General features: G+C 68.5%; 17 protein-coding genes. 12 read left to right on the top strand and 5 right to left on the bottom strand.

The window, feature by feature from the left end; translation table 11 throughout:
• The first annotated feature begins 56 nt into the window (after positions 1–56).
• The 6 genes from ACFYZF_RS25100 to ACFYZF_RS25075 all read left to right on the top strand — a co-directional run bounded on the left by ACFYZF_RS25100 (position 57) and on the right by ACFYZF_RS25075 (position 9342).
• A complete protein-coding gene (locus tag ACFYZF_RS25100) occupies positions 57–1379 on the top strand; it encodes a DUF3696 domain-containing protein (protein ID WP_387024694.1) in 1323 nt (440 codons plus the stop codon).
• A complete protein-coding gene (locus ACFYZF_RS25095) occupies positions 1369–2250 on the top strand; it encodes a hypothetical protein (RefSeq protein WP_387024692.1) in 882 nt (293 codons plus the stop codon). Before ACFYZF_RS25100 ends, ACFYZF_RS25095 begins: the two co-directional genes overlap by 11 nt.
• Before the next feature lie 13 nt (positions 2251–2263).
• Entirely contained in the window at positions 2264–3952 is a 1689-nt protein-coding gene (locus ACFYZF_RS25090) for a DUF262 domain-containing protein (RefSeq protein ID WP_387024690.1), read from the top strand.
• Positions 3953–3986: 34 nt separating this feature from the next.
• Positions 3987–7523: a BREX-2 system adenine-specific DNA-methyltransferase PglX gene (gene pglX / locus ACFYZF_RS25085; RefSeq protein WP_387024688.1), complete on the top strand. Its 3537-nt coding sequence runs from the start codon at positions 3987–3989 to the stop codon at positions 7521–7523.
• Between the two features lie 346 nt (positions 7524–7869).
• Positions 7870–8358, top strand: a complete 489-nt coding sequence (locus ACFYZF_RS25080) for a hypothetical protein (RefSeq protein ID WP_387024686.1) — start codon at positions 7870–7872, stop codon at positions 8356–8358.
• A 576-nt stretch (positions 8359–8934) separates the two neighbouring features.
• Positions 8935–9342, top strand: a complete 408-nt coding sequence (locus tag ACFYZF_RS25075) for a hypothetical protein (protein WP_387024684.1) — start codon at positions 8935–8937, stop codon at positions 9340–9342.
• Between the two features lie 58 nt (positions 9343–9400).
• Here the strand turns inward: ACFYZF_RS25075 and ACFYZF_RS25070 are convergent, their stop codons facing one another.
• The 3 genes from ACFYZF_RS25070 to ACFYZF_RS25060 form a co-directional block, all read right to left on the bottom strand.
• Positions 9401–10027, bottom strand: coding sequence for a hypothetical protein (locus ACFYZF_RS25070; RefSeq protein WP_387024682.1), 627 nt, complete (start codon positions 10025–10027; stop codon positions 9401–9403).
• A gap of 143 nt (positions 10028–10170) precedes the next feature.
• The gene (locus ACFYZF_RS25065; RefSeq protein WP_387024680.1) at positions 10171–10371 is read right to left on the bottom strand and encodes a DUF397 domain-containing protein; all 201 of its coding nucleotides are present in this window, start codon (positions 10369–10371) and stop codon (positions 10171–10173) included.
• Positions 10364–11242 carry a helix-turn-helix domain-containing protein gene (locus ACFYZF_RS25060; RefSeq protein ID WP_387024810.1) on the bottom strand — a complete coding sequence of 293 codons (879 nt, stop codon included), beginning with the start codon at positions 11240–11242 and terminating at the stop codon, positions 10364–10366. Before ACFYZF_RS25060 ends, ACFYZF_RS25065 begins: the two co-directional genes overlap by 8 nt.
• Before the next feature lie 363 nt (positions 11243–11605).
• Between ACFYZF_RS25060 and ACFYZF_RS25055 the strand changes: the two genes are divergently transcribed.
• The 6 genes from ACFYZF_RS25055 to ACFYZF_RS25030 all read left to right on the top strand — a co-directional run bounded on the left by ACFYZF_RS25055 (position 11606) and on the right by ACFYZF_RS25030 (position 22283).
• Entirely contained in the window at positions 11606–11920 is a 315-nt protein-coding gene (locus ACFYZF_RS25055) for a DivIVA domain-containing protein (protein WP_387024678.1), read from the top strand.
• Positions 11917–12171 carry a hypothetical protein gene (locus tag ACFYZF_RS25050; RefSeq protein WP_387024676.1) on the top strand — a complete coding sequence of 85 codons (255 nt, stop codon included), beginning with the start codon at positions 11917–11919 and terminating at the stop codon, positions 12169–12171. The genes ACFYZF_RS25055 and ACFYZF_RS25050 overlap by 4 nt, the downstream gene beginning before the upstream one ends.
• 124 nt (positions 12172–12295) lie before the next feature.
• Positions 12296–16126 carry a phage resistance protein gene (locus ACFYZF_RS25045; RefSeq protein ID WP_387024674.1) on the top strand — a complete coding sequence of 1277 codons (3831 nt, stop codon included), beginning with the start codon at positions 12296–12298 and terminating at the stop codon, positions 16124–16126.
• Positions 16127–16172: 46 nt separating this feature from the next.
• Entirely contained in the window at positions 16173–18881 is a 2709-nt protein-coding gene (pglZ, locus tag ACFYZF_RS25040) for a BREX-2 system phosphatase PglZ (RefSeq protein WP_387024672.1), read from the top strand.
• Positions 18878–20182 (top strand): BREX system ATP-binding protein BrxD, encoded by a 1305-nt coding sequence (gene brxD, locus ACFYZF_RS25035; RefSeq protein WP_387024670.1) that lies wholly within the window; start codon positions 18878–18880, stop codon positions 20180–20182. Before pglZ ends, brxD begins: the two co-directional genes overlap by 4 nt.
• Before the next feature lies 1 nt (position 20183).
• Positions 20184–22283 carry a DEAD/DEAH box helicase gene (locus ACFYZF_RS25030; protein WP_387024668.1) on the top strand — a complete coding sequence of 700 codons (2100 nt, stop codon included), beginning with the start codon at positions 20184–20186 and terminating at the stop codon, positions 22281–22283.
• Between the two features lie 7 nt (positions 22284–22290).
• Here the strand turns inward: ACFYZF_RS25030 and ACFYZF_RS25025 are convergent, their stop codons facing one another.
• Both ACFYZF_RS25025 and ACFYZF_RS25020 read right to left on the bottom strand, forming a co-directional pair.
• The gene (locus ACFYZF_RS25025; protein WP_387024666.1) at positions 22291–23343 is read right to left on the bottom strand and encodes a L,D-transpeptidase; all 1053 of its coding nucleotides are present in this window, start codon (positions 23341–23343) and stop codon (positions 22291–22293) included.
• An 80-nt stretch (positions 23344–23423) separates the two neighbouring features.
• A complete protein-coding gene (locus tag ACFYZF_RS25020) occupies positions 23424–24869 on the bottom strand; it encodes an alpha-amylase family protein (RefSeq protein ID WP_387024664.1) in 1446 nt (481 codons plus the stop codon).
• Between the last annotated feature and the right edge of the window lie 188 nt (positions 24870–25057).

The raw sequence follows: 25057 nt of genomic DNA, 5'->3' as shown, positions 1-25057 counted from the left end.
TTTCTGACAGCCCTCGGGGACCTTTCCTGCCCAGAAGTCCTGCTAGAAACATGCGAATGCCCCTCAGCAAGATCGTGCTTGAGAACTATCGCTGCTTCCGGGAGCGTCAGGAGATCGAGCTGGCCCCGGTGACGGTGGTGCTCGGCAAGAACAACTCCGGCAAGAGCGTGTTGGCACGGGCCCCGCTGGTCATCGCCACCGGCTTCGACACCACCAGTACGGCTCCGCTCGATCTGGACCGGCTCGGCCCGGACATCGTGGATGACTTTCGCGAGCTGTTCCACGACCATCTGACCGGCCGGCCGATCAAAATCGGGTTGACGGTGGCGGGCATCTCACCGTTCGCCCTTGAGGCCGAGGTCCAGTACGTGGACAGCATCAACAGCGCGGTGGTGTCGAGCCTGGATCTCATGTCCCCGCAGTTCAAGGCCATGCTCGTCTCGTCTCGGCTGGTGGGAGCAGGTCGCCACGAGACGCCAGACATTGACGGGATCTCGGTCACGCCCCTGCCGCAGATCCGGCGCGGAGAGGAGCTGGAGTACGAGATCCGACGGGCCTGGAAACCTCCTGTCGTTCAACGGGTCGGCTTCCGTGGGTTGGTGCCCGACCTGACCGCCGTACGAGGACTGCGGGACGTCGGCAACCTCGACCTGAGCCCAGGGCCGATTCGGTATCTAAGCCCGTACAGGGAGCGGATCGCGCGGCACCACCGGCTGCCCCTGGGGGCACCGGCTCTGCTGGGCGTGCAGGGCGAAGGGATGTCGGGCATCCTCGCCGACGATTCCAAGCGGGCAGGTGGGGTGCTGGTCAAGCGGGTCAACGAGTTGTTGGCGTCGATCGTGCCGGACTGGCGGGTCGCGGAGATACCAGCTGGCCCCCTTTGGTCGACGGTGTTGACCCGCCGAGGCAGCGAGGTCCAAGTGAACCTGGCCGACGCAGGTACCGGCCTGGCCCAGGTGCTGCCCATCCTGGTGCAGTGTGCCCTCGACGAGTTGCGCGGCGAGCCGGAGCGCGCGCCCTTGCAGATCGTCGAGGAGCCGGAGATGCACTTGCATCCGGCCGCGCACGCCGAGCTCGCTGACATCTACCTGAAAACCGCTCTGGCGACGAAGACTCAGTTCCTCGTCGAGACGCACAGCGAGACCCTGCTGCTGCGGCTACGCCGACGCATCGCCGAGGCTGACAACGAATTTACGGCAGACATGGTCAAGGTTTACGTCGTGGAACAGCGCGACGGCGCGTCCGTGGTGCGCCACGTCGACATCGACGAGCTGGGAAATCTCGACGACAGCTGGCCGGACGGCTACTTCTCGCAGGACTACCACGAGGTGCGGGCACTCACGACGGCGCAGATGGAGCGGCTCGACAATGCTTCTTGACATCGACGTCGAGGTCTTCGACGGCAGCGACCACCTCCCGGTGATCGAGATCTTCAAGCTGGTCGCCCGTGGCCGCCACGACTGGCTGCCCTCCAAGTCGGACGCGATGCGGGCCGAGTCGTTCGTGGCGTCCTTGTACGCCGCGAAGGTCAAGGCACCGGACCTGAAGCTCTGGGCGCGGAAAACGATGGAGGCGGCTGCCGATCGCGGCGGATCGGCGTTTCCGCCATCGGGCGGTGCGCGGCCGGTCAGGGTAACTCCGGCCAACGTGGGGCCAGCCGCTGAAGACCTTGGTAAGCCGGCTGTCCTGGTGGTCGAGAACAGGATCGGCGATGGCGGGTTCGTACAGGCGATGGCAACCGCACTCAGAGACGAGCGCGTGGTGCACGCACTCAGGAAGCGGTGGCTCAAGTTTTGCCACAGTGGCGGCACCGGGCAGATGGCGGAGTTGGCAGTTGACGAGTGTCGCGACTTCTCGCTGATCGTCCGGGTGGCAATGCTCATCGACAGTGACCGTCCCGATGCTGCCACGCCCAGCCCAAATGATCAAAAAGTGCAGAAGGCCAGGCTGGGCGGGGTGCCGCACGTCCACATGCTCACCTGGCGGATGGTGGAGAACTACGTGCCGTTCCGGGTGTGGGAGCGGCACTTCCCGTACAAGGCAGCCAAGATCAAGGACCTCCGTGAGTGGATCCCGCAGCAGCGTGGCTACCGACACCTCAAAATTCACTTTATAGGCGAAAAGGGAAAGATGCCTTCGCCGCTGATGCCTGACGGCATGGCGTTGTCCGAAGCCGACTTCCACGAGTTGGGGCCCGATGTCGTCGCCGAACTGCGGCAGGTGCTCGCGATGATCCACGGAATTCTGTAGGACACTGGGTGCCATGTTGAGCGATCGGGCCGAAAGCCGACTGGAACCCGTGGTCCTGCATCTGGATCAGATCCTGGAGGATATTGCCCGCGGTGTGCTCAGGGTGCCCGCGTTCCAGCGGCCCTTCGTCTGGCGACCGGAGCAGATGCTCGACCTGTTCGACAGCATTGAGCGGGGATATCCCATCGGCAGCATCCTCGTGTGGGAGACGGCCGACAAGGTTCCGTCGCTCATCGAGGTTGGCGACATTCCAGTGCCGGAAGCGCCCTCAAGTCGCACTGCTTCCTATGTGCTCGACGGTCACCAGAGGCTGTCCACCCTGTTCGGCGTGCTGAGGCGGCTCGGTCGTCCACCACGCGCAGACGACCAGCGAGAGTGGAAGTGGCGGGTCTATCGCGATCTAACGCCACGGAGCGACGCTGAGCGCTACCGGCACCACCGTGCCGCAGGCAGTCCGCCGGTCCCTGCCCCGGACCACTTTCTACCGGTGCGGGCGGTAGCCGACACGCTCGACTTCCTCGCCTTCTCCAGGGGCCTCGAACTGCGGGTCGGGCGGGACCGTGCGGAGCAGTTGGTCCGGGAGGCGGACCGGGTCGCCCAACGCCTGAAGACTTGCAAGCTGTCGGTGATCCGGCTTCAGGGTGGTGACCTGGACCAGGCGGTGGAGGTCTACACCAGGCTCAATCGCAAGGGCGTGCGGATGGAAGCCGACCAGATGATCTCCGCACTCACCCATCGGCCGGGTCTACCGACCCTGGCCAGTCGGATCGACGCCATCGTGGAGTCGGTCGCCACGACCGGGTTCGGAGAGCTGCCTCGACTGGCTATCTTCCGGGCAGTGCTGGCCGTGGCCGACGAGCCGGACGTCATGACGCCGAGGTGGGAATCGGTTGCCGTCCGGCTCCAGAACAAGCTGGTCAACGCGGTCCCGGACGCTGAACGGGCGGTGCACGAGGCAGTGACCTTCCTCAAGTACGCCGGCCTTCAGCTTGCCAGGCTTCTCCCGTACGCACACCAACTCGTGGTGCTCACCAAGTTTTTCCACCGCTGCCGCAATCCGAGCCGCGAGCAGTTAGAGGAGCTGCGGCGTTGGTTCTGGGTGACGTCCTGGTCCGGTTCGTTCGCCGGCGCAAACTCCACGACGCTAAAGTCGGCATTGCGTGAGATGCGCGAGTTCGCGGAGAACCGCGGGACACTCGCGCTCGACCTGGCCGCAGTTCAGCCCATGCCGGATGCCTTCAACCTCAACAGTGCCCGCACCCTGGCATATGTGGCCTGGGAGGCTGGGGAGTTGCCTAAGCGACGTGATGTCCTCGGCCAGGAGTTCGATGTCGTTCAGTTGCTCGCGGCAGGGGCAACCCAGGCTTACCGGCCGGTCGTCTCAGGGGACTCCCGGCCTGCCAACCGGCTCATCCTCCCCACCATCGCCGGTTACGGCGTGGAAAGGTCATTGCTCGATTTGCCGTTGATCCAGCGTGGGTTCTTCGACGGCACCGTCCTCGGATCAGCGGGGGCGCAGGAAATCTTGGACAGCCACGGCATCCCGAGGGCGGCGTGGTTCCGGTTGAACGAGGGGCGCGGTGACCTGTTCGTTGAGGATCGGACCGCATACCTGGGCAAACGACTGCGGGTCTTTGCCGCTCAAATCGGGGTGCGGCTGGGTGACAACCTGGAAGGCGTGGCCGACGACGACTCGGAGTAGCGGTCGGGAGAACGACAGACCTTAGGATCTAGCAGTGATCGAGCTGAAGGCACTTCAAGCGCAGGTCAAGACCCTCGTGGATGACCTGCGCGGGCAGGTCGCGGAGGCACCGGGTCTGCGGGCGGAGCTGCGCCGGGAGCACGACCAGGCCAAGTCCGCCGAGCGGGTCGCGGCGAGCTTCGAGACCTGGCTCGACGACATGCTCGACCAGGCGGCGGTGGCCTGGGTGCTGGGCTGCGTGTTCGTCCGGTTCTGTGAGGACAACGAGCTGGTCGACGGGCTCTGGATCGGTGGCGCCGACCCGGCCGCGCCGGCCGACCGGGCCGTCCAGCACCGGCAGGCGTACCTGATCAAGAACTTTCGGAACAACGACCGCGACTGGCTGCGGGAGGGGTTCCGCTACCTGCGCGGCCTGAAGGCCACCGGCAAGATCTTCGACCAGCACAACCCCGTATGGCGGTTCGACATCTCCGGCCCGGCGGCCGAGGACCTGAGCGACTTCTTCCGCCGGGGAGCCGGCCAGGAGTCGCTGCGCCGCGACGACCTGAACACCCGCTTCCTCGGCGACCTCTACCAGGAGCTGTCGACGCACGCCAAGAAGACGTACGCGCTGTTGCAGACCCCGGAGTTCGTGGAAGAGTTCATCCTCGACCGCACCTTCGAGCCGGCGGTCAAGGAGTTCGGCCTCCCCGCGACCAGCGTCATCGACCCGACCTGCGGCTCCGGCCACTTCCTGCTCGGCGCGTTCCACCGGCTGTTCCGCAAGTGGCAGGACCGGGAACCCGCCACCGACGTCAAGATCCTGGCCGAGCGGGCGCTCGGCCAGGTGACCGGCGTCGACATCAACCCCTTCGCGGTGGCGATTGCCCGCTTCCGGCTGCTGATTGCAGCGATGAAGGTGTGCGGGCTGACGAGGCTGGAACGCACCCCGGCCTGGCCGATCCGGGTGGCCACCGGGGACTCGCTGCTGCCGTGGGGAGCGTTTAGGTCCCGCGCGCAGGGCGACCTGCTCAAGATGTTGGAGAGCCAGGCGGCGGAGGGCTACAAGGCGGAGGAGCAGAAGCAAATCTTCGCGTACGAGAGCGAGGACGCCGACCTGCTCAAGGACTTCCTGGCTGAGAACCAGTACACGGTGGTGGTCGGCAACCCGCCATACATCACTGTCTCCGACAGCGCCCGAAACCAGCTCTACCGAGGGTTGTACGACACCTGCTCGGGCAAGTACGCCCTGACGGTGCCATTCGCGCAACGCTTCTTTCAGTTGGCAAGACAGGGTGATCATGATGGCGATGGTGCTGGCCATGTCGGTCAGATCACCGGTAACGCCTTTATGAAGCGCGAGTTCGGCAAGAAGCTGATTGACAAGTTCTTCGCCGGCAGGGCCGAGTTGACCGAAGTCATCGACACCTCCGGTGCATACATTCCCGGTCATGGTACGCCGACCGTTATTCTGATTGGCCGTAACCGATTCGTCAGCGCACGTTACAGCGGCCCCATTCGCACGGTTCTCGGTATACGTGGTGAACCATCCACGCCTGATGACCCTGCCCTGGGAAAGGTGTGGTGCGCGATCGCCAATCAGGTCGATGAGCCGGGTTCTGAGTCTGAGTGGGTTACCGTCGCCGACTTTACTCGTCAGCAGCTCGCACAGCATCCTTGGAGCCTGAGCGGTGGCGGAGCCGATGCTTTGATGGACGCGGTCGCTCGGATGGCGGTGGCTCGTCTGGGTGAACGCGCGCCCCTGATGGGGTTCGTAGCCATCACCGCCGAAGACGATGCATTCTTTCTGACTGGCATGGCGGCCCGCAGAAAGGATATCGAGGCTACCCGGCCGATGGTGACCGGGGAGGTCGTTCGCGATTACGGAGTGGTGACCGAGGTGGTGACATCCTTTCCTTACACGGATGATCTCGCGGTGGCTGCTGAAGACCGAATTCCGAGCATGATGAGGCTTTTCTGGCCGAATCGCCGGGTGTTGGAGCGACGTAAGCGCTTCGGAACTTTTATCGAAGAAATTCCATCGCTTCGATGGTATGAATTTGGTGAATTGTATCGAGAGAAGCTGCGGACGTCGCTGTCGATAGCGTTCGCTTTTGTAGCGACGCATAACCACTTTGTGTTGGATCGGGGTGGGAAGGTATTCAAGCAGTCGGCACCGGTAATCAAATTGCCGGAGGCTGCGACGGAGGACGATCACCTGCGGCTGCTTGGGGTGCTAAACAGTTCGACCGCCTGCTTCTGGCTGAAGCAGGTGAGCCAGGACAAAGGTAATCGTGGCGGCGAACGCTCGACCGCCCGGTACGAGTGGGAACATTTTTACGAGTTCACCGGCACCAAACTACGGGAGTTTCCGCTGCCAGGAGCGTACCCGTTGGAGAGGGCGCGGGAGGTGGATGGGCTGGCGCAGCGGTTGTCCAGCCTGACCCCGGCAGCGGTTGCCGCCTCGGGGGTGCCCACCCGGCAGCGGCTCGCGGAGGCCGAGGCGAAGTACCACTCTGTCCGAGCGCGGATGATCGCGCTCCAGGAGGAGTTGGACTGGGAGGTCTACCGGCTCTACGGGCTGATTGACGAGGACCTGACGTGCGCCGACCCGCCGGAGTTGGCGTTGGGGGAGCGGGCCTTCGAGATCGTGCTGCACACCAGCGGAGCCCAGACCGAGTGGTTCAACCGGCACGGGTCCAAGCCGATTGACCGGTCGCAGCCGGACTGGCCGGCGGAGTACCGGTCGTTGGTGGAGCGGCGGATTGCCGCCATCGGGTCCAACCGGCACCTTGGGCTGATTGAGCGGCCGGAGTGCAAGCGGCGCTGGTCCACGGACGGGTGGGAGAAGATGCAGTCGGCCGCACTGCGGGACTGGCTGCTTGACCGGTTGGAAGCTCCCGAGCTGTGGGGTGGGACGCCTGCTCCGTTGTCAGTGGCGCAGCTCGCCGACCGAATCGGCGCCGATCAGGACCTCCGGGCGGTGCTGGACCTGTGGGTCGGACACGACACCTACGACCTGGCTCGAACGCTGGGCCAACTGGTCGCCGACGAGTATGTGCCTTATCTGCCGGCACAGCGGTACAAGCCGGCCGGGCTGCGCAAGCGGGCACAGTGGGAGCGAACCTGGGCGTTGCAGCGCCGGGAGGACGCGGGGGAGAAGGTCACGATCGAGGTGCCGCCGAAGTACACCTCGGCGGACTTCGCCCGGCCGTCGTACTGGCGGGCGCGCGGAAAGCTCGATGTGGCGAAGGAGAGGTTCATCTCATACCCACAGGCAGGGCGGGACAGCGACGGCAGCGAACTGCTCGGCTGGGCGGGGTGGGACCACTTGGCGCAGGCGCAGGCGCTCGCCGCCGTCTACCTGGACCGGAAGACGCAGGAGGCCTGGCCGGCGCACCGCCTGTTGCCGCTGCTCGCGGGGCTGGCGGAAATCGAGCCGTGGCTGCACCAGTGGCACTCGGACGACAAGCCCGGCTTTTTCGGGTCGCCTGCCAACTTCTTCACCGGCTTCATCGACGCAGAGTTGTCGCAGCTCAGCTCCGACCGCTCGGCGTTGACGCTGCTGCGCGGTGTGCCCGAACTGGCATGATCTGGTCGCCGAGCTGGGTCGGGGCGTGGCTCAGATGCAGTCGGCTATTGAATCGGCTGCACTCCAAGAACTGACATGGAAGGCATGTTGCTGTCGGGCTCCCGACAGTGATTGGTGGCGAGGCCCGGAAGCAACTACATTCGCTTCGCGACGGCCGGTTCCGCAGTGGGCGGTTTGGGCGGTGCTTCGATGTGGGCATCGCCGGGTAGATGGCGGCAATCGACATCCCAGTCTCTGCCGGCAGAGCCGGTCAGCTATTTTCATGCGAGGAAGACAAGTGACTTCGGGCCCCTTGAACCCTGAGCCTGCGAGCGACCCGTACCCCAGCGATGCCGAGATGAAGTCGATGAGTCCTGAGCAGTTGGGTGCGCTCGCCGAATCGCTTGGCGGACCCACGGCTCCCGCACCTGCTGCCCGGCCCGATTGGAAGTGGAAGCTCGGCCTTGCGGTCGTTGCAGGTGTCATCCTGTTCTGCACTGGCATCGGCGTGGGCGCTTTGATCTTCCGCTCCAACGACGACGGCGAGGGCGGGGAAAAGGGCGACTCCGCCTTGGTGCTTGCCAAGGATAAGTGCTCACTCAGCTCGGCTAATGCAAGCGTCGGAGACGGCGGAAACTCCCTCACCCTCAACGGCGCGGGCAAAGAAGGCTTCGGCCTCTCCTACACCAATATCGAATGCGTGTTGAAAGAGTTGAACACCCCCGACCATGTCATCTCTGAGATGTCGTCCACTCGCGCCCTCGATGGCAAGCAGACAGCTCAATGGGGCAAGATCCGAGCATCATGGACCTACCACCCAGATCAGGGACTCGACCTGATCCTCGTGTCGGAATAGGTGTAGGACAATAAGCGCCGCCTCCAATCCGACTTGGAGGCGGCGCGGCTGTGCGTTACCGGCCCAATTGGTGCCCGCGTCGGCTCAGAGTTCCCCACCGCCTGCACTCTTCGCGTTGCGCCTCCCAGAACCGAACGCTGGCGACTTGGGCCTCGGCAGGAACTCGTTCTCCGAGTGGGTCAGCTTTGCCATTGACGCGAAAGTAGCCAGCGCCAGGGAAACCAGCCCGAGGGCCGGCGACGTGGACAACCAGTGCGTCAAGCGGCGGTAGTTGCCGTTCCTGGCAGTTCCTGTGGAAGGACTCCATGAACTTGGTGACCAAGTGGGAGTCGCCGCCCATGTGCAGGTGCTGCGGGGCGGCGAGGCCAGCAGCACCGAAGACCCGTGAGTACGAGATCGTCTGTCCCCGATCCTCGGCACCACTCTTGGTTACGAAATCGATTGCCGCGTTCACCTGATCGAGAGTGAAATCGTGGGATTGACTCCTGACGGATAAGATACCCGGCGATCGAGCGGTGTCGGGAAGATCGCAGGCGGCGTGTTGCATGGCACAGCGCAACAACTACCATCTTGGCCATGGTTGGCGATGGATGGGCTTCTCTGACGGCCCTGAACGACGAGATGCCGGATCATGATCACGGCTCCACGGTGGACAACCTCGATCATGGCTTCCAGGTCAGCGAGCACCTGGAATGTTGGCGCAAGGAGTACGTCCGCACCGGTCTAGTGCATCCCAACCAGTTGATCGATGACCCTGATGATGTCGATGGACACATGAAGGTGGAGAGCATCGGGGAAACCCTGCGGGCGGGAGAGCCGCTGCCAGCAGTTGTCCTGATTCACCAGCCTGACGAGCGTGGGCATCCCTACCAGCTGATCGAAGGTAGACACCGTTACAACGCGATCCACCGCGAAGGTTGGCCGCTGATATTTGCCTGGGTCGCGCATGTCTCGTGCTGTGGAGGGCCGGGGCCGGACCTGTAGCTACGAGCAGCCCTCGGGCTGGGTCTTGACCAGGGCGCAGGGCTGAGTGCTGAGTGCTTTAGACCCTTACCCAGTTGCCGCAGCCGCGGCTGGTGAACATCTCGTCTGAGGACCGGATCGTCACTCGGACCTTCTTGGCGGCAGTGATGAAGTTGTTGGCGATGATCCGCCCGTTGGAGCCGGCACGCTCCCAGTAGCAGTCGGTCACCTTGCCCTTCGTCAGGTGCGCGGTGGTCTCGTATGTACCCGGCTTGACCTCCGCCCCGACCTCGAAGCTGCCTTCGTCCATGCTGTGCTGGGCCTTCTTCCAGGTCGGCAGAAACTGCGGGCAGTCCTTGAGTCGGTTCGCGTCGACGTAGTTCTTGTTCTCGATATAGACGTCAAGTAGGGCATCGGAGGCGTACGAGGCGTCACAGGTGTCGCCAGTGATGAAGTCGTCGTCGCACCCGCCTTCCCAGTGGCTCAGCGAAAGATCGCAGGGAGCCCACGCTGGTGTGGGGCTCGGCGGTGCTGGCGGACTCGTGCTTGATGCCGGCGAGGGGGAGTACGACGGCGACGGCGAAGGGCTGGCCGACGTGGCAACGACCGACGGTGTCGGGTCTGCGGCAGCTCGCGGATTCTCTTTCGCGCCGCAACCGGTAAGCATCGTCAGCGCAATTGCCGAAGCAGTCAGGTGTCGCCTCATGAAGCGATCATCATCGTTCAGCGTGGATCGCACATCGGCCGATCGACCGCGCCAACCAGAATTAGGGGTGTAAAAGGCAATCCGAGTGGTGCGAAATCAGTCAGCCGCCTCCGAGATATCTCGGAGGCGGCTCCGACCGTTGGTCAGCGGCTCAACGTCTGTGCCTTGACGTCTTGGACAAAGGCATCCCAGGCGATCCTGCTGTAGGCCAGCACAGGACCGGATGGATCCTTGCTGTCGCGCAGCCCGACAACGCCAGGGATGTTGTCGGCTACCTCGATGCAGTCGCCACCGTTGTTGCTGCGGGTGGACTTGCGCCAGACAGCATTGGTCAGGTCAGGCACGGGAGTACTCCTCTGCGATCCGGTGGATCAGGCTCTTGGACTGAGACGGGTTCAGTGCGCGGCTGGCCATGTCGGACCAGATGCTGTTGTAGGCGGTGATCTCGTGGGGCTTGTCGAGATAGATTGCGCCGGTGGCGGCCTCAAGGTAGGTCACCGGTGGCTCCACCTCCTTGCCGCCGCTGTCTTCAGGGAAGTCCATGATCGAAAAAGCTCCGGTCATCGCCCCGGCGTGCAACCCCGCAGAAAAATCCAGTACCTGCACGGTTACGTTCGGTAGCTCTGCAGCCTTCAGGATCTGGTGAAGTTGCTCGGCCATGATCGTGGCGCTGCCGACTGGACGGCGCAACACTGCCTCGTTCATCATCACGCTGAGTTGCGGTGCGGCGAATCGAGTGAGCAGCCCTTGCCGCTCTATCCGGAGCTGGATGGCGCGTTGTTGTTCCTCGTGATCCTCGGCATCGATGGAGCCGCCCGGCATGCGGAAGACCTGTTCCGCGTAGGCGCGAGTCTGAAGTAGGCCGGGGACCAGTTCGGGTTGGTACTTCCGAATGCGGGACGCGGCAGCCTCAAGCCCGATGTAGAGCTGGAACCAGCGTGGCAGGCCGGAACCGATGTAGTCGTGCCACCAGTTCTTGTTCTCCCGCGTGGCGGCTGCCATCGCGAGGACCAGGTCGGTGTCGTCGTCGGTCGCGCCGTAGAGGGTGAGCATCTCCCTGACGTCCGCAGCGCGGAAGCGGACGTTCTCCGCGCCGTTCTCGATTCGATAGAGGGTCGCCCGTGCCCGGTCCAGTTGTTCTGCTGCCTGCTCCATCGTCAACCCGGCCGCCTTGCGGAGCGCCTCGAGCTTCCTGCCGAGTTGCCGCCGGAGCATGGTCGAACCCGTTACCGCCTGTGACACCCGAGCCTCCGCTGGTCAAGTCCATGGTTGACGTGCGTCCGCCCAAGTAAACGTCAATCTCGTATCAGAAACAATAGACACGTCACTGCGTGTCGACTTTCCAATGTCAGGGCCAGGTAAAGCTCGTTTTGTTAGACGTTGCATTTAGGTGGGTGCGGTGCTTCACTGCCTGTGCGGTCGCTGTGGAGTTCTCGCTGCTCAGTGGCCATGTGTGCCCTGCTGTCGTACCGCTGATCAGAGCTGCGGTGGCAGGTGCCGGGGTGGGTCCGCCGGTGCGCGGCGGGCCGGTGGGCCCGCCCTTCCACAGGTCAATGTCGACGAGAGGCAGGTCCCGTCATGCGCGTCTTCTTCCACCGAATCCGGCATCGCCGCCGGTCGGTCGCTCGGCCGGTCGGCCACCGCTCGGCGGCCTGCCGTCCGCTGCTGCCCTGGCAGGTGCGCGAGCAGCGGTTCCGGCCCACGCAGTTCGGCCGGCGCGGGCTCGACCCGCAGGAGGTGCAGGAGTTCCTCGACCGGCTCGCCGGTGACCTGGCCGCCGTCTACGACGCGCTCGCGCAGAGCCGGCGGGAGGCCAGTCGGATCAAGCTCGCGCTGTGTCACCTGCAGTCCGAGCGGGCTCACGTCCGCAACGAACGGGAGTGGGGCCGGTGAGCGAACGCTTCGTCATCCACCTGCCGGTGGTCGCCAACGACATCGTCTCCGCCCAGCGGCTCGCCCGGGTGGTGGCGCACTGGACGCACGTCCTGCCGCAGACCGAACCGGGCGGCACCACCGTCTCGGCCGAGGACGACCAGAACGTACGCCACTGGGTCTTCTGTGACCGGCTCCTCTCCGGCGGCCGGCGCTGCCTGCTCCGGCCCGACCACGACGGCGAGTGCTCCCGCCGGCATCCGTGGCGGTGAGCGTCGGCGTCGGGCCGGCACGCGTCGGATGCCCGGCAGAGGCTGTCCGGACCGTCCGGACATAGGATCGGCGGGTCGCCGGTGACGCTGGCGTGACGGGGAGCGGCGGGTGCGAGGAGCGGTGATGACCCTGCTACGGGACGTGATCGACATTCCGGCCTCGGTCGGCGACGGTGACTTCGTCGTCCGCGCCGCCGAGGGCGCGGACCTGCGCCGGTACGTCGTCACCGACCAGCTCCGGGAGAGCTTCGCCGCAGCGCTGCGCCAGATCGGCCACGCCGCCACCACCGGCCGCTCCCAGGCGGTGTTCCTGCACGGCTCGTTCGGCTCCGGCAAGTCGCACTTCATGGCGGTGCTGCGGGAGATCCTCCAGCACAACCCGGCGGCCCGCGAGGTGCGCAACCTGGCCGAGCCGGTCCTCGCCGCCGACCCCTGGCTGCGGGACCGGAAACTGCTCACCCTCACCTTCCACATGCTCGACGCGCGCTCGGTCGAGCAGGCGATCCTGGAGGGGTACCTCAACCAGATTACCGCGCTGCACCCGGAGGCGTCCGTTCCCGCCGTACACCGGTCGGACGCGATGCTCGACGACGCCGCGCGGCTGCGCGACCGGATGGGCGACGAGGCCTTCTTCGCCGCGCTGCGCGACGGCGGCAGCTCCCCGGCGGCCGGCGACGGCGGGCTCGCCGCCCACCTGGCGCGGGCCGCCGGCTGGACGCCGGACACCTACGCCGCCGCCGCGGCCGCACCCCCGGGGACCGAGCGGCGCGACGTGCTGGTCAGCGCGCTGACCAGCACCTTCTTCACCGGCGCGGTCCGCAGCGGGGAGTACCTCGACCTCGACACCGGCCTCGCCGTGATCACCCGGCACGCCAAGGCCCTCGGGTACGACGCGCTGGTGCTCTTCCTCGACGAGCTGATCCTCTGGCTCTCCACGAAGATCAGCGACCCCACCTTCGTCAACAGCGAGGGCGCGAAGCTCAACAAGCTGGTCGAGTCCGCCGACGCCACCCGCCCGCTGCCGCTGATCTCGTTCGTCGCCCGGCAGCGCAACCTGGAGGAGTTCCTCGGCCCGCAGGTCGGCGGCACCGAGCGGGAGGCCCTGGCGCACGTCATGCGCAGCGTGCAGGGCCGGTTCGGGGAGATCGTCCTCGCCGACACCAACCTGCCCGAGATCACCGAGGGGCGGCTGCTCAAGCCGCTCACCGTCGAGGGGCGAGCGGTGATCGACAACGCGTTCGCCGCCGTGCGCGGCAACCGGGAGGTGTGGGACGCCCTCCTGCTCGGCGCGCAGTACGGCGACGCCGGCATCGGCTCGGACGCCGCCGCCTTCCGTAAGCTCTACCCGTTCTCGCCGGCGCTGGTGGCGACCCTCGTCGCGCTCTCCCAGGCGTTGCAGCGCGAACGTACGGCACTGAAGGTGATGACGGAGCTGCTCGTCGCCCGCCGGGACACCCTCCAGGTCAACGACCTGATCGGGGTGGCCGCGCTCTTCGACCCGCTGGTGCTGCACGGCGAGCTGCCCGACCGGCCGAAACTCAAGCAGCTCTTCCAGTCCGCCCGCGTCCTCTACACCCAGAAACTGCGGCCGATCCTGCTCAACCTCAACGGCATCGGCGAGGAGCAGGCCGCCGGGCACCAGCAGTTCCAGCTCGACGACAAGCTGATCAAAACGGTGCTGCTCGGCGCGCTGGTGCCGGAGGTGCCGGCGCTGCACAACCTCACCGCCGCCAAGCTGCACGCGCTGAACTTCGGCTCGATCACCTCGCCGATCCCCGGCTACGAGCGACAGATCGTGCTCAACCGGCTCAACCGGGTCGCCGACGGCGCCGGCGAGCTGCACCTGACCAAGACCCCCGACCCGGTGGTCACGCTCAAACTGCACACCGTCGACTACGACAGGCTGCTCGACCTGGTCCCCGACGAGGAGGCCAACACCACGGGGGTGCGGCAGCAGCTCATCCGGGACCTGGTCACCGCCGAGATGGGGATCGTCGGCACGGAGGGGCAACTCGGCGAGCTGCTGCACTTCCGGGACTGGCGGGGCCGGCGGCACACCGTCCAGGTGAAGTTCGGCAACATCCGCGACCAGGACACCATGCCCGTCTCGGCGCTGATCGCCACCGGCGAGGCGTGGCGGATCGTCATCGACTACCCGTTCGACCCGCTGGGTTACGAGCGCAGCGCCGACCGCTCCCGCATCGAGAGGCTGGAGCGCGGCTCGCGGACCGTCTTCTGGCTGCCCTTCTACCTCACCGACGAGATGATGGGCAAGGTCGCCCAGCTCGCCAAGATTAACTACCTGCTCGCCAACGGCAGCGGCGACCGCCTCAACTCGCTGGCCGCCGACTGGCCGCTGGCCGATCGCCAGCAGGGCCGGGTCTACCTCCAGCAGCGCCAGAGCCAGCTCCGCTCCACGCTGCTCGGCGCGCTCATGCAGGCGTACGGGACCGCCACCTCGCACGGCGCGGACGTGCAGGACGACAGCGTCGGCGTCTTCCACACCCTCGCCGACGGGCTGCACGTCGGTGACCCGCGCGGCGGCACCCTCGCCGAGGCGTTCCGGAACCTCACCGGGGAACTGCTCGCCTGGTCCTACCCCGGCCGGCCGGCCATGCCGGACGACGAGAAGCCGGTCACCCGCGGCGAGTTGACCAAGATCCTGGAGTACGCCCGGCAGGCCGCCGCCGACTCGGCCCGGGGGGTCAGCGTGCCCAACCCCGTCGACCAGCGCATCCTCCGCCGGGTCTGCAACAACCTGCGCCTCGGCGAGTACGCCGACGGCCGGTACGTGCTGAACACCACCACCTGTCGGTGGAGCCAGCATTTTCTCCAGGCCGCCGCGAACAAGGGCCACACGGCCGAGTTCCCGGTTTCCATGCTGCGCGGGCTCATCGACGAGCCCGCCGCGTTCGGGTTCGACCGGGAGCTGGAGAACCTGATCATCGCGGTCTTCGGGCTGGAGCAGCAGCTCGCCTGGTACCAGTTCGGCGGGAAGGCCGACGTGACCAACCTGGTCGCCATCCGGGACGAGGGTATGGAGCTGAGGCACCCGCCGATGCCCGACGAGCGGGCGTGGGCCGACGCGGTGCGGCGCGGCGGGGAACTCTTCGGCGCGGTGCTGCCCGTCTGGCGCACGCCGGCCAACCTCAGCAACCTCGCCGGCACCCTGCGCACGGCCGCGGTTGCGCGCAAGAAGGCGGCCGGCAACCTCGTCCAGGCGTTGGAGGCGCACGCCGAGGTGCTGGGCCTGGACCTGTCCGCCACCACCGGCCGGCTCGCCACCGCCCGCCGGGCGGCCCGTCTCGTGGAAGACCTGGCCGGAGAACGCGACGACGTGGTGCTGGTCCAGCTCGCCGCCCGCGCCGACGTCGGCGACATCGACGACAAGGCCGTCGGCGAGGTGCTCGCCCAGGCCGGCAACATCGGCGAGGCACTGACCCGGACCCACCAGTGGTCCCTGCTGCAGGCGATCGTGCCCCGAGCCCGCCACGACGAGCGGGCGCGGGCGATCCTCGACCGGCTCCGAGACGTGGCCCGCCACGAACAGCACGGCCAGGACCTGGTCGACGCCCTCCAGGCGGCCGTCGACGCGTCGGCGGCGCTGCTCGCCGCCGATCCACCGGTGCCGCGGCCGACCGACCCCCCGGCCACGCCGCCCGTGGTCGGGACGCCCGGGGCAGGTCCCGCCGGGGTGCCGCCGACCCGCCAGCCCGTCGATCCCGACCCGGCCCGGGTGCCGGCCGGCGACGGCCCACCCGCCGTGCCGGGCGGGGACGGCACGACCGCGTTGCCGGGTACGGAGGGCGGTGGCGCGGCCGGAGTGGGGACGCTGCCGGTCGCCCCGCAGCGCCGTGAGGTGGCTGACGCGGCGACCTGGGACACGGTCGCGGCCGAGATCGCGGCCGAGATCGCCGCCGGGCGGCAGGTCACAGTCACCTGGGAGGCGCGGTGACCCGCGCCGCCGCCCCCGGTCGCGGCAATTCCGAAAGGGCGGACTGGTGAGCGCGCCGATCGGCGTAGCGCAGCCGGACGCGGTCCGGCGCAGGGTCGAGGCCTGGCTCGCCAAGGACGACCAGGCGGACGCCATCGCGCTCGCCGCCCGACCCGAGTGGCCGGCCGAGCCGCTGCTCAAGATCGACGGAACGGCCGTCCGGGTGGTCCCGTGCCCCACCCCGCTGGCGGCCCGCGCCGCCCTGCACGACCGCGCCGACGGAGAACGCCTGGTGCTGCTGACCGAGCTGACGGACGCCGAGCTGGGCGACGGGCTCCTCGCCCACCTGAGCGGGCAGCGGGTTCGCAAGATCGACCCATGGGACCTGGTCCGGCAGATGTTCGGCGGGGTGGCCGACCTCGACCCCACCCTCGTGAAGGTGGGGGGCTGGGTCGCCGACGCACTCAGCGACCACTACCCGCCGGACGGCTGGCCCGCCCCACCCGGGGCGATCGTCACTCGCGATCACGCCCTACGCAGCCTCACCGCCGAACTGCTCGACCTGCCGCGGGGTGAAATCGATGACAGTGGGCTGGTGCAGTGGAGCACCGACGCCCTCAGGCAGCGGCGGTTCACCCTCCTCCCGAAGGCCGTCGCCGACGGCGTCACGACGTACCTGTCGGCCGTCGCCGGCCACGTCGCGGTCCCGGTCATGGCGGCCGTTCGGGCCGGTCACGGCGTGGACGTGATTCCGCTCGGGCTGCTGGCCGGACTGCTCTGGCCGGAAGGCGGTGGGCAGGCCGCCCAGGTGGAGGCCGCCGTCGGCCGCACCCGGCTGGAGCCCCGGTTCGGCGGGCTCCGGCTCACCGCCCAGCAGGCCGGTGCGCTGCATCAGGCCGCCGAGGCGTGGATCTACCGGACGTTCGACTCGGGCGGGGACGGCCGGGACGAGGCGGTGCGGATGCTGCGGCGCGCGGAGGTCGTCGCCGCCGAGATCGGCATCACCGAGCTGCTCGGCGCATCGGCCGTCCTGCCCAGCGGGTTCGTCCAGCGGCTGCGGGCCTTCGCTGGCGCCGTCCGGCTCGCCGTGCCCGCCGGCGGGTCGGCGCTCCCGGCGGCCGTGACCAGGGCGCAGTCAGCGCTCGCCACGGTGGAGGCGCACCGGGCGGCGGAGCCCCGCCGGGTGGAGATCGCCCGGATGGCGGTACGCCTGCTGCGCTGGCTCAGCACGACCGACGGCCCGCCCTCGGCCACGCTGCTCGACGCGCTGCACCGCCACGTCCGGCAGGACGGCTGGGTCGACCGGGCCAGGCTTGACATCTTCGCGGGCGACCCCGATCCGCAGGTCGCCGAGGCGTACCGGCTGTTGCACCGCGCAGTCGACGCCCGGCGGTCCCGGCACGACCGGCAGTTCGCCACGATGCTCGCCGAGGCGACCGCCGCCGAGGCCGAGCCGGGGGCGCTGCTGCGCGTGGAGGACCTGCTCGACCGGGTGGTCCAACCGATTCTCGACCAGGACCGTCGGGTGCTCCTACTCGTCCTGGACGGCATGGGCGTCGCCGCCGCCACCGAAGTGGCCGAATCGATCACCAGCAGCGGCGCCTGGGTGGAACTCACCCCGGAAGGCGGGCCGCGGACCGGGGTGCTGGCGGCCCTCCCGACCGTGACCGAGGCGAGCCGGTGCAGCCTGCTGAGCGGACGGCTCGCCGCCGGGGGGCAGCAGGCCGAGCGGAAGAGCTTCAACGCCCGGTTCCCGGCGGGAAGGTTGCTGCACAAGGCGGCCCTGCGGGCCGGAGCCGGCGCGGCGCTCGACCCGGACGTGCTGGCGGCACTCGAGAACCCCACCGTTCCGCTGGTCGCCGCCGTCGTCAACACGATCGACGACGCGCTCGACCGCAGCGACCCGGGCACCGCGGTCTGGGGCAAGGACACCACCATCACCGTCGTCGGCGACCTGCTCGCCTCGGCCGCCGACCGGGTTGTCGTCCTCGTCTCCGACCACGGCCACGTCGTCGACCGGGGACCCGACGCGGTCACCCTGCCGAGCGCCAGCAGCGAGAACCGGTGGCGCGCGGCGACCAGCCCGGCCGGCGAAGCCGAGGTCACCGCCACGGGCAGCCGGGTGCTGCTCGGCGGCGGTTCGGCCGTGCTGCCCTGGCGGGAAGAGGTCCGGTACGGGCCGCGCAAGGCCGGCTACCACGGCGGGGCGGCCCCGGCGGAGGCCGTGATCCCGTTGCTCGTGCTGACCGCCGGCGACGAGCACGCCGTACCCGGGTGGGGGGGCGCCCCGGTGGCCAGCCCGGACTGGTGGCGGGAGCCGTTGACGGAGAGCCCCACGCCACCCCCCCGTTCGGGTGGGTCCGGGCGGCGGCATCTCCGTCGGGCGGTGGAGCAGCAGCCGGCGAGCCTGTTCGACGTCGCGGCCGTCGCCGCGCCGGCTGCGACGCCAGAACCCGCCGCGACCCCGCCCGGCCTGGTGACGGCCCTGCTCGCCAGCGAGCGTTACGCCCAGCGCAGGGACCCCCGGACGCCGCTGACCGATGAGCGGGTCGCGGCGCTGCTGGATACGTTGCTGGCCGGCGGCGACCGGGCGACCCTCGACACGCTCGCCGCCCGGGCCCGTGTGCCGGCGCATCGGATCAGCGGTACCGTCACCGCGTTGCGCCGGCTGCTCCAGGTCGAGGGCTATCCCGTGGTCACCCTCGACCCGGACGGCCGCACGGTCCACCTCAACCGGGCACTGCTCATCGAGCAGTTCGGGTTGGAGTCCCAGTGACGCCGGAGATCTCCGCCCGTCGTCGCCGGGATGTCATCGACGCCCTGCGTCGCGGAGTGGTGCCGAGCAACGGGCTCGACGCGCTCGCGGTCGGGCTGGACCGGTTCACCGCCGCCCTCGACGACGACCTCGTCCGGGTCGGCAGCGGTGGCAGCGTCTTCAAGGCGGTCCGGGGTGAGTACGGCGCCGGCAAGACGTTCTTCACCCGATGGCTGGCCGAGCGCGCCAAGCAGCGGGGGTTCGCCGTCGCCGAGGTGCAGGTCTCCGAGCTGGAGACGCCCCTGCACCGGATGGAGACCGTCTACCGCAGGCTGGTCGAGCACCTCAGCACCGAACAGTTCGCGCCGAGCGCCTTCCGGCCCGTGCTCGACGGCTGGATCTACGCGCTCGAGGAGGACGTCCTCGCGCAGGGGGTGATCAGCGAGGACGACGCCGAGGCGCTCGACCGGGCGGTCGCCGACCTGCTTGAGCGGCGGCTGGGCGACATCTCCCGCAGTACCCCCGGTTTCGCTGCGGCGCTGCGCGGCTATCGGGCCGCCAACGTCACCGGTGACCACCTGACCGCCGACGGGCTCGCCGCTTGGCTGGGCGGCCAGCCGCACGTCGCGGCCTCGGCCCGGCGGGCGGCCGGCGTCAAGGGCGACCTCGACCACTTCGGCGCACTGAGCTTCCTGCGCGGGCTGCTCACCGTCCTGCGCGACAGCGGTCATCAGGGGCTGCTGCTGGTGCTCGACGAAGTCGAGACCCTGCAACGGGTGCGCTCCGACGCGCGGGACAAGGCGCTCAACGCCCTCCGCCAGCTCATCGACGAGGTTCACGCGGACCGCTTCCCCGGCCTCCTGCTGGTGATCACCGGAACGCCGGCGTTCTTCGACGGCCCGCTGGGCGTCCAGCGGCTCGCGCCGCTCGCCCAGCGGCTCGCCACCGACTTCGGGCCCGAGCCGCGTTGGGACAACCCGCGCGCCGCCCAACTCCGCCTGCCCGGCTTCACCGCGGACGCCCTGGTGGAGCTCGGCCAGCGGGTGCGTTCGATCTACGCGAGCCCGGCGGTGGACGCGCGGGTCGACGACGAGTACCTGGTCGCGCTGGCGCGGGCCGTCACTGGAGCGCTCGGCGGCAAGGTCGGGGTGGCTCCCCGCGTCTACCTGAAGAAGCTCGTGGCGGACGTCTTCGACCGGGTCGACCAGTTCGCCGACTGGGACCCGCGCCGCCACTACGAGCTGACCCTGCGGGCCGACGAACTGACCGAGGTCGAACGCAACGCCGCCGCCTCGGCGGACGACATCGAACTGCCGATCTGAGGTGCCACCGGACCTCGACCCGGTCGTGGTGCATCACCTCGTCAACACGCTCGGCTGGCGGGACCTGCGGCCGATGCAGCGGGCCGCGATCGTACCGGTGCGCGCAGGAGAGGACGCCCTGCTTCTCGCACCCACCGCTGGCGGCAAGACGGAGGCGGCGCTCTTCCCGCTGCTGACCCGCATGGCGCAACAGCGGTGGACCGGCACGTCCGTGCTGTACCTCGCCCCGCTGAAGGCGTTGCTCAACAACCTCCAACCCCGGATCGAGCAGTACGCCGGTTGGCTCGGACGCCGCGCGGCGGTGTGGCATGGCGACGTCAGCGCCTCCCGCCGACGGGCCGTGCTCCACGAGCGACCCGACATCCTGCTCACCACCCCCGAGTCGTTGGAATCCATGCTGGTCAGCACGAAGGTCGACCATCACCTCTTCTTCGCGGGGCTGCACGCCGTCGTCGTCGACGAGGTGCACGCCTTCGCCGGGGACGACCGTGGCTGGCATCTGTTGGCTGTGCTGGAACGGCTGACCCGGGTGGCGGGCAGGCCCCTGCAACGGATCGGACTGTCCGCCACCGTCGGCAATCCCGACGAACTGCTCACCTGGCTGCAGGCGTCGGGCGTGGGTAGCCGGCCGGCCCGGGTGGTGGCTCCCGACGCGAGCGCGGTGGCCTGTCTCCCGCCACCGGGCGACATCGAGCTGGACTACGTCGGCTCGTTGGCCAACGCAGCGACGGTGATCGCCGGGCTGCACGCGGGGGAGAAGCGGCTGGTCTTCTGCGAGTCCCGGCAGACTGTCGAAGAACTCGGGCAACTGCTGCGGGCGAAGGGGGTGCGGACGTTCCTCTCCCACGCGTCGCTGTCCGGCGACGAACGGCGGCACGCGGAGCAGGCATTCAGCGAGGCCCGGGACTGCGTGATCGTGTCGACCAGCACGCTGGAACTGGGTATCGACGTCGGGGACCTGGACCGGGTGATCCAGATCGACACCCCGGCCACGGTGGCCTCATTCCTGCAACGACTCGGCCGGACCGGCCGGCGCTCGGGTGGCATCCGGAACTGCCTCTTCCTGACGCTGAGCGGGGAGGCACTGGCTGAGGCGGCGGCACTGCTCGTGCTCTGGTCACAGGGCTGGGTGGAACGGGTGACCCCGCCGCCCGAGCCCCGACACATCATTGCCCAGCAGATGCTCGCGCTCTGCCTCCAAGAGCACCGCGTCGGCGACCACCAGTGGGTCCAGGCATGGAACGGGCTGGCCCCGTTCGACGAGAGCGCTTGGCCGATTGTTCGTCACCTGGTCGAGCACGGCTATCTCGACCAGGACGAGGGGATGCTGTTCATCGGGCCGGCGGCGGAGCAGCACTTCGGACGGCGTCACTTCATGGAGATGACGGCGGTGTTCACCGGGCCACCGGAGTTCATCGTTCTGCTCGGGCGCGACGAGTTGGGCCGGATCGACCCGAGTCTCCTCACCGAGAAGGTCCTTGGCGAGCGCCGGCTCCTGCTGGCAGGTCGGAGTTGGCGGGTCACGTACATCGACTGGCACCGGCGGCGGTGTTTCGTCGAGCCCGCCGACGGCGGTGGGCGGGCGCGTTGGCCCGGCAGCGGATGGGCGTACCTCGGCTTCGAGATGGTGCGGGCAGTACGTGAGGTGCTGCTCGGGGCAGACCCACCCGTGAAGCGGACCCGCCGTGCGGTCGAACGGCTGGCGCGGGAACGGTCCGAAATGATGCACCTCGTACACCCGGGCGGCACTCTCGTCGTGCGGGAAAGCAAGGGTGACCTGCGGTGGTGGACCTGGGCGGGATTTCGAGCAAACGCGACCCTGACTTCTACTTTGGGCGAAGTGGTCGATCCGGTCGGACGATTCGACGACTGCAGCATTCGGCTCCGGGAGGACCTGTCGCCGGCTGCTTGGAGGGCGCTCACGGCCGACGCCGCTGACCGGCTCTGTCTACCGGAAGTCAACGAGAAGGCACTCGCTGGCCTGAAGTTCAGCGCCGCCCTGCCGAAGCGCCTAGCTGCGACTACGCTTGCTGCCCGCCTGGCCGACCCCGACGGAGCAGCGGCGGTGCTCACCGAGCCGACCCGATTCGTGAATACCTGACCTGATCTCACTGCTTCAGTTCCCGGCTGGATGGCGTCACGCGGATACCCGGATGGTTCGGGCCGGCGTACTCCTGTGGATCATCCGCAGGTGGTGGCTCAGCGGCTGACTGCTGGGCGGCTGTCGGTGGGGCTCCTGAAGACGTCAGGCGGTCGGGGGGGGTGGGCAGGACGTCGACCACCAGCACACCGGTGCCGGGCGGGACCTCGGCGAGGAGTTGGCGCTGAGCGCTGCGGGTCAGCCGGATGCAGCCGTTGGTGACGTTCTCGCCGAGGGTGTCGTCGTTGTGCCAGCTGTGCACGCCGATGTGCGCGCCGCGCAGCCCGGCCGGGACGGCGTCCGGGTCGTCGGGGACCGCGCCGAGGGCGTAGACGTCCACGCCGCCGTACACCGCCTCGGGCGGGGGCGTGCGGCCGAGGACGAAGGTGCGGCCGAGCGGGGTGGACTGGCCCGGCATGCCGAGGCTGACCGGCCACGACTTCATCGCCCGGCCGTCCCGGTGCCAGGTGAGCCGGTGCTGCCGGCGCTCCACCACGATCTGGTCGCGCAGCGGCACGACGCTGCGGTCGTCGCCGGGTGGCAGCCAGGCGAGCCGCCGGTTGGCCGAGGGCAGCAGCACCGCCGTCCAGCCGGTCCGGCGCTCGACGATCGGCACGGTCAGCTTGACGCCGTTGATGGTGGGGGCGAGGAAGGCCAGCGGCCGGCCGCCGGGCGCGTCGTAGGCGGCGACGTTCCGGCTCGGCCGCAGCCCCTCGGTGAGCGGGGTGGCGTCCAGCGGGTGGGGGTCGGCCGGGAAGCCGGTGGGCGCCGGGTCGTAGTCGACGACCGGCAGGGTGGCGGGCGCGGGGGCCGCCGCCGGGACCGGCTCGTGGGTGGGGGCGGCGTTCCCGGTGGGCGCGGCGTTCTCGGCGGGATCGGCGGCGGGCGGGGGCGCTGGGCGGACCGGGTCGGGGGTCACGGCCCGGCCGGCGAGCAGGGCGGCGGCCAGCAGCAGCGGTACGCCGAGCGCGGCGGCCAGCCAGCCGAGCACCCACCGCGAGGTCAATCGGGCAAACAGCACAAACGCACTGTAACCATCTGTCCGGGGTGAGGGCCTCTCCTGTGCGAAATGCGCCCGGAGAGGGCCCTCTTCCGCTCAGTTCAGCTCAGCTTGGCGTCGACGTGGATGGCGACCGCGTCGTGGGCCGGGACGTTCGCGGCGAACCAGCCACTCGCGTCCACGGTGATCACCGGGCCGCTGCACGCCCCGCCCGAGAAGTCGCCGTGGATGACGTCGCAGTACCGGCCGGCGGGCAGCCCGGCGTGGTAGGAGCGCCCGTTGACCGCGCCGTCCTCATCGTTGACCGTCAGGTAGCCCTTGCCGCTGCGGCTGAACGCGATGTGGTTGTTGCCGTTGTCGTACCAGTTGGCGACGCCCGCGCCCTGGACGGCGTTGTTGAACGCGACCATGTTGGCCACCACCCGCCAGCGGTGCTCGCACTCCCAGCCGGAGTAGCAGGTGGTGTTCAAGGTCTTGTTGCCGCCGTCCGAGGGCGGGCCGGCCTCCCGGTTGCTGAAGGTGTAACTGGACATCACCGTCGGCGAGCCGTACGGCCAGGCCAGCATGAAGGCGTTGGCCAGCGCGTAGATCCCGCCGTCGCGGTAGGTCAGCACGCCACCCTCGCGCTGGGTGTCGTGGTTGTCCACGAAGACCGCCGCCGAGCCGCTGGGCAGGTGGCCCCACCCCTCGCCGAAGTTCTTCAGGTACGCCAGCTTCTCGCTGCGGAACACCCGGGCGAGATCCTTGCCGTAGCGGAACTCGTGCACGTCGCCGTTGCCGGTGTACTCCGGCGGCTGGATCGGCTCACCCGCGCCGTGGATGACCTCCTGCACCAGGTACGCCGACCGGGACAGCTTGCCCTTGATGGCGGCGATGTCGGCGGCCGGCATGTGCTTGCTGGCGTTCAGCCGGAACCCGTCCACGCCGAGGGAGAGCAGGTCGTTGAGGTATCCGGCGATCTTCGACCGGACGTAGTCCGACTCGGTCTTCAGGTCCGAGAGGTTGACCAGCTCGCAGTTCTGCACCTCGTACCGGTCGTTGTAGTTGGCGATGTCGTCGCCGCCGTTGCGCCCGCAGTGGTGGAAGTCCTGCGTCTGGTAGATCCCCGGGTAGTCGTAGTGGCCGTACGACGAGCCGGCCCAGCCGGTGCCGCCGGCGTCCTGGCCGGACATGTGGTTGACGACGGCGTCCACGATCACCTTCACCCCGGCCGTGTGGCAGGCGTTCACCATGGACTGGAACTGCGCCCGGGTGCCCTTGCGGGACTCGATGCGGTAGCTGACCGGCTGGTACGCCACCCACCACTGGTTGCCCCGGACGTGCTCCTGGGGCGGGGAGACCTGGACGTAGCCGTACCCCTTCGGGCCGAGGACGCTCGTGCACTCGCTGGCCACCGAGGGCCAGTTCCATTCGAACAGGTTGGCGATGACCTTCTTGCCGCCGGACGGGGCCGCGGCGGCCGGGGGTGCCGCCACAACGGTTGGGACGAGCAGGCTGGCGATCACGCCGAGGGCGAGGACCGCCGGGCGGCGGCTACGTCGATGCATCGGAACTCCTGACGGGGGTCGGGGGGAACCGTGGTGATGCTGCGGCGGGTGAGGGCTCGACTGACGCAATATTGCAAGCCGAGCTGAAATTTGCGGAGAGATTAAAGCGTGTTGCGAGGGCTGTCAATGCATGGACATGCGTCATTGTGTAGGGCGTTGGCCCGACGCTCCGTGCTCGATCGGGGAGC

This window comes from Micromonospora sp. NPDC001898 (assembly GCF_042891255.1).
Lineage (GTDB): Bacteria > Actinomycetota > Actinomycetes > Mycobacteriales > Micromonosporaceae > Micromonospora.
The sequence above is the reverse complement of the archived record's forward strand: the minus strand, read 5'-3'. Positions and strand labels throughout refer to the sequence as shown.

Coding starts and splice junctions, on each gene's coding strand:
- ACFYZF_RS25100 (WP_387024694.1), top strand. CDS start 57: ATGCCCCTCAGCAAGATCGTGCTTGAGAACTATCGCTGCTTCCGGGAG.
- ACFYZF_RS25095 (WP_387024692.1), top strand. CDS start 1,369: ATGCTTCTTGACATCGACGTCGAGGTCTTCGACGGCAGCGACCACCTC.
- ACFYZF_RS25090 (WP_387024690.1), top strand. CDS start 2,264: ATGTTGAGCGATCGGGCCGAAAGCCGACTGGAACCCGTGGTCCTGCAT.
- ACFYZF_RS25080 (WP_387024686.1), top strand. CDS start 7,870: ATGAGTCCTGAGCAGTTGGGTGCGCTCGCCGAATCGCTTGGCGGACCC.
- ACFYZF_RS25075 (WP_387024684.1), top strand. CDS start 8,935: ATGGTTGGCGATGGATGGGCTTCTCTGACGGCCCTGAACGACGAGATG.
- ACFYZF_RS25070 (WP_387024682.1), bottom strand. CDS start 10,027: ATGAGGCGACACCTGACTGCTTCGGCAATTGCGCTGACGATGCTTACC.
- ACFYZF_RS25060 (WP_387024810.1), bottom strand. CDS start 11,242: ATGCTCCGGCGGCAACTCGGCAGGAAGCTCGAGGCGCTCCGCAAGGCG.
- ACFYZF_RS25055 (WP_387024678.1), top strand. CDS start 11,606: ATGCGCGTCTTCTTCCACCGAATCCGGCATCGCCGCCGGTCGGTCGCT.
- ACFYZF_RS25045 (WP_387024674.1), top strand. CDS start 12,296: ATGACCCTGCTACGGGACGTGATCGACATTCCGGCCTCGGTCGGCGAC.
- ACFYZF_RS25020 (WP_387024664.1), bottom strand. CDS start 24,869: ATGCATCGACGTAGCCGCCGCCCGGCGGTCCTCGCCCTCGGCGTGATC.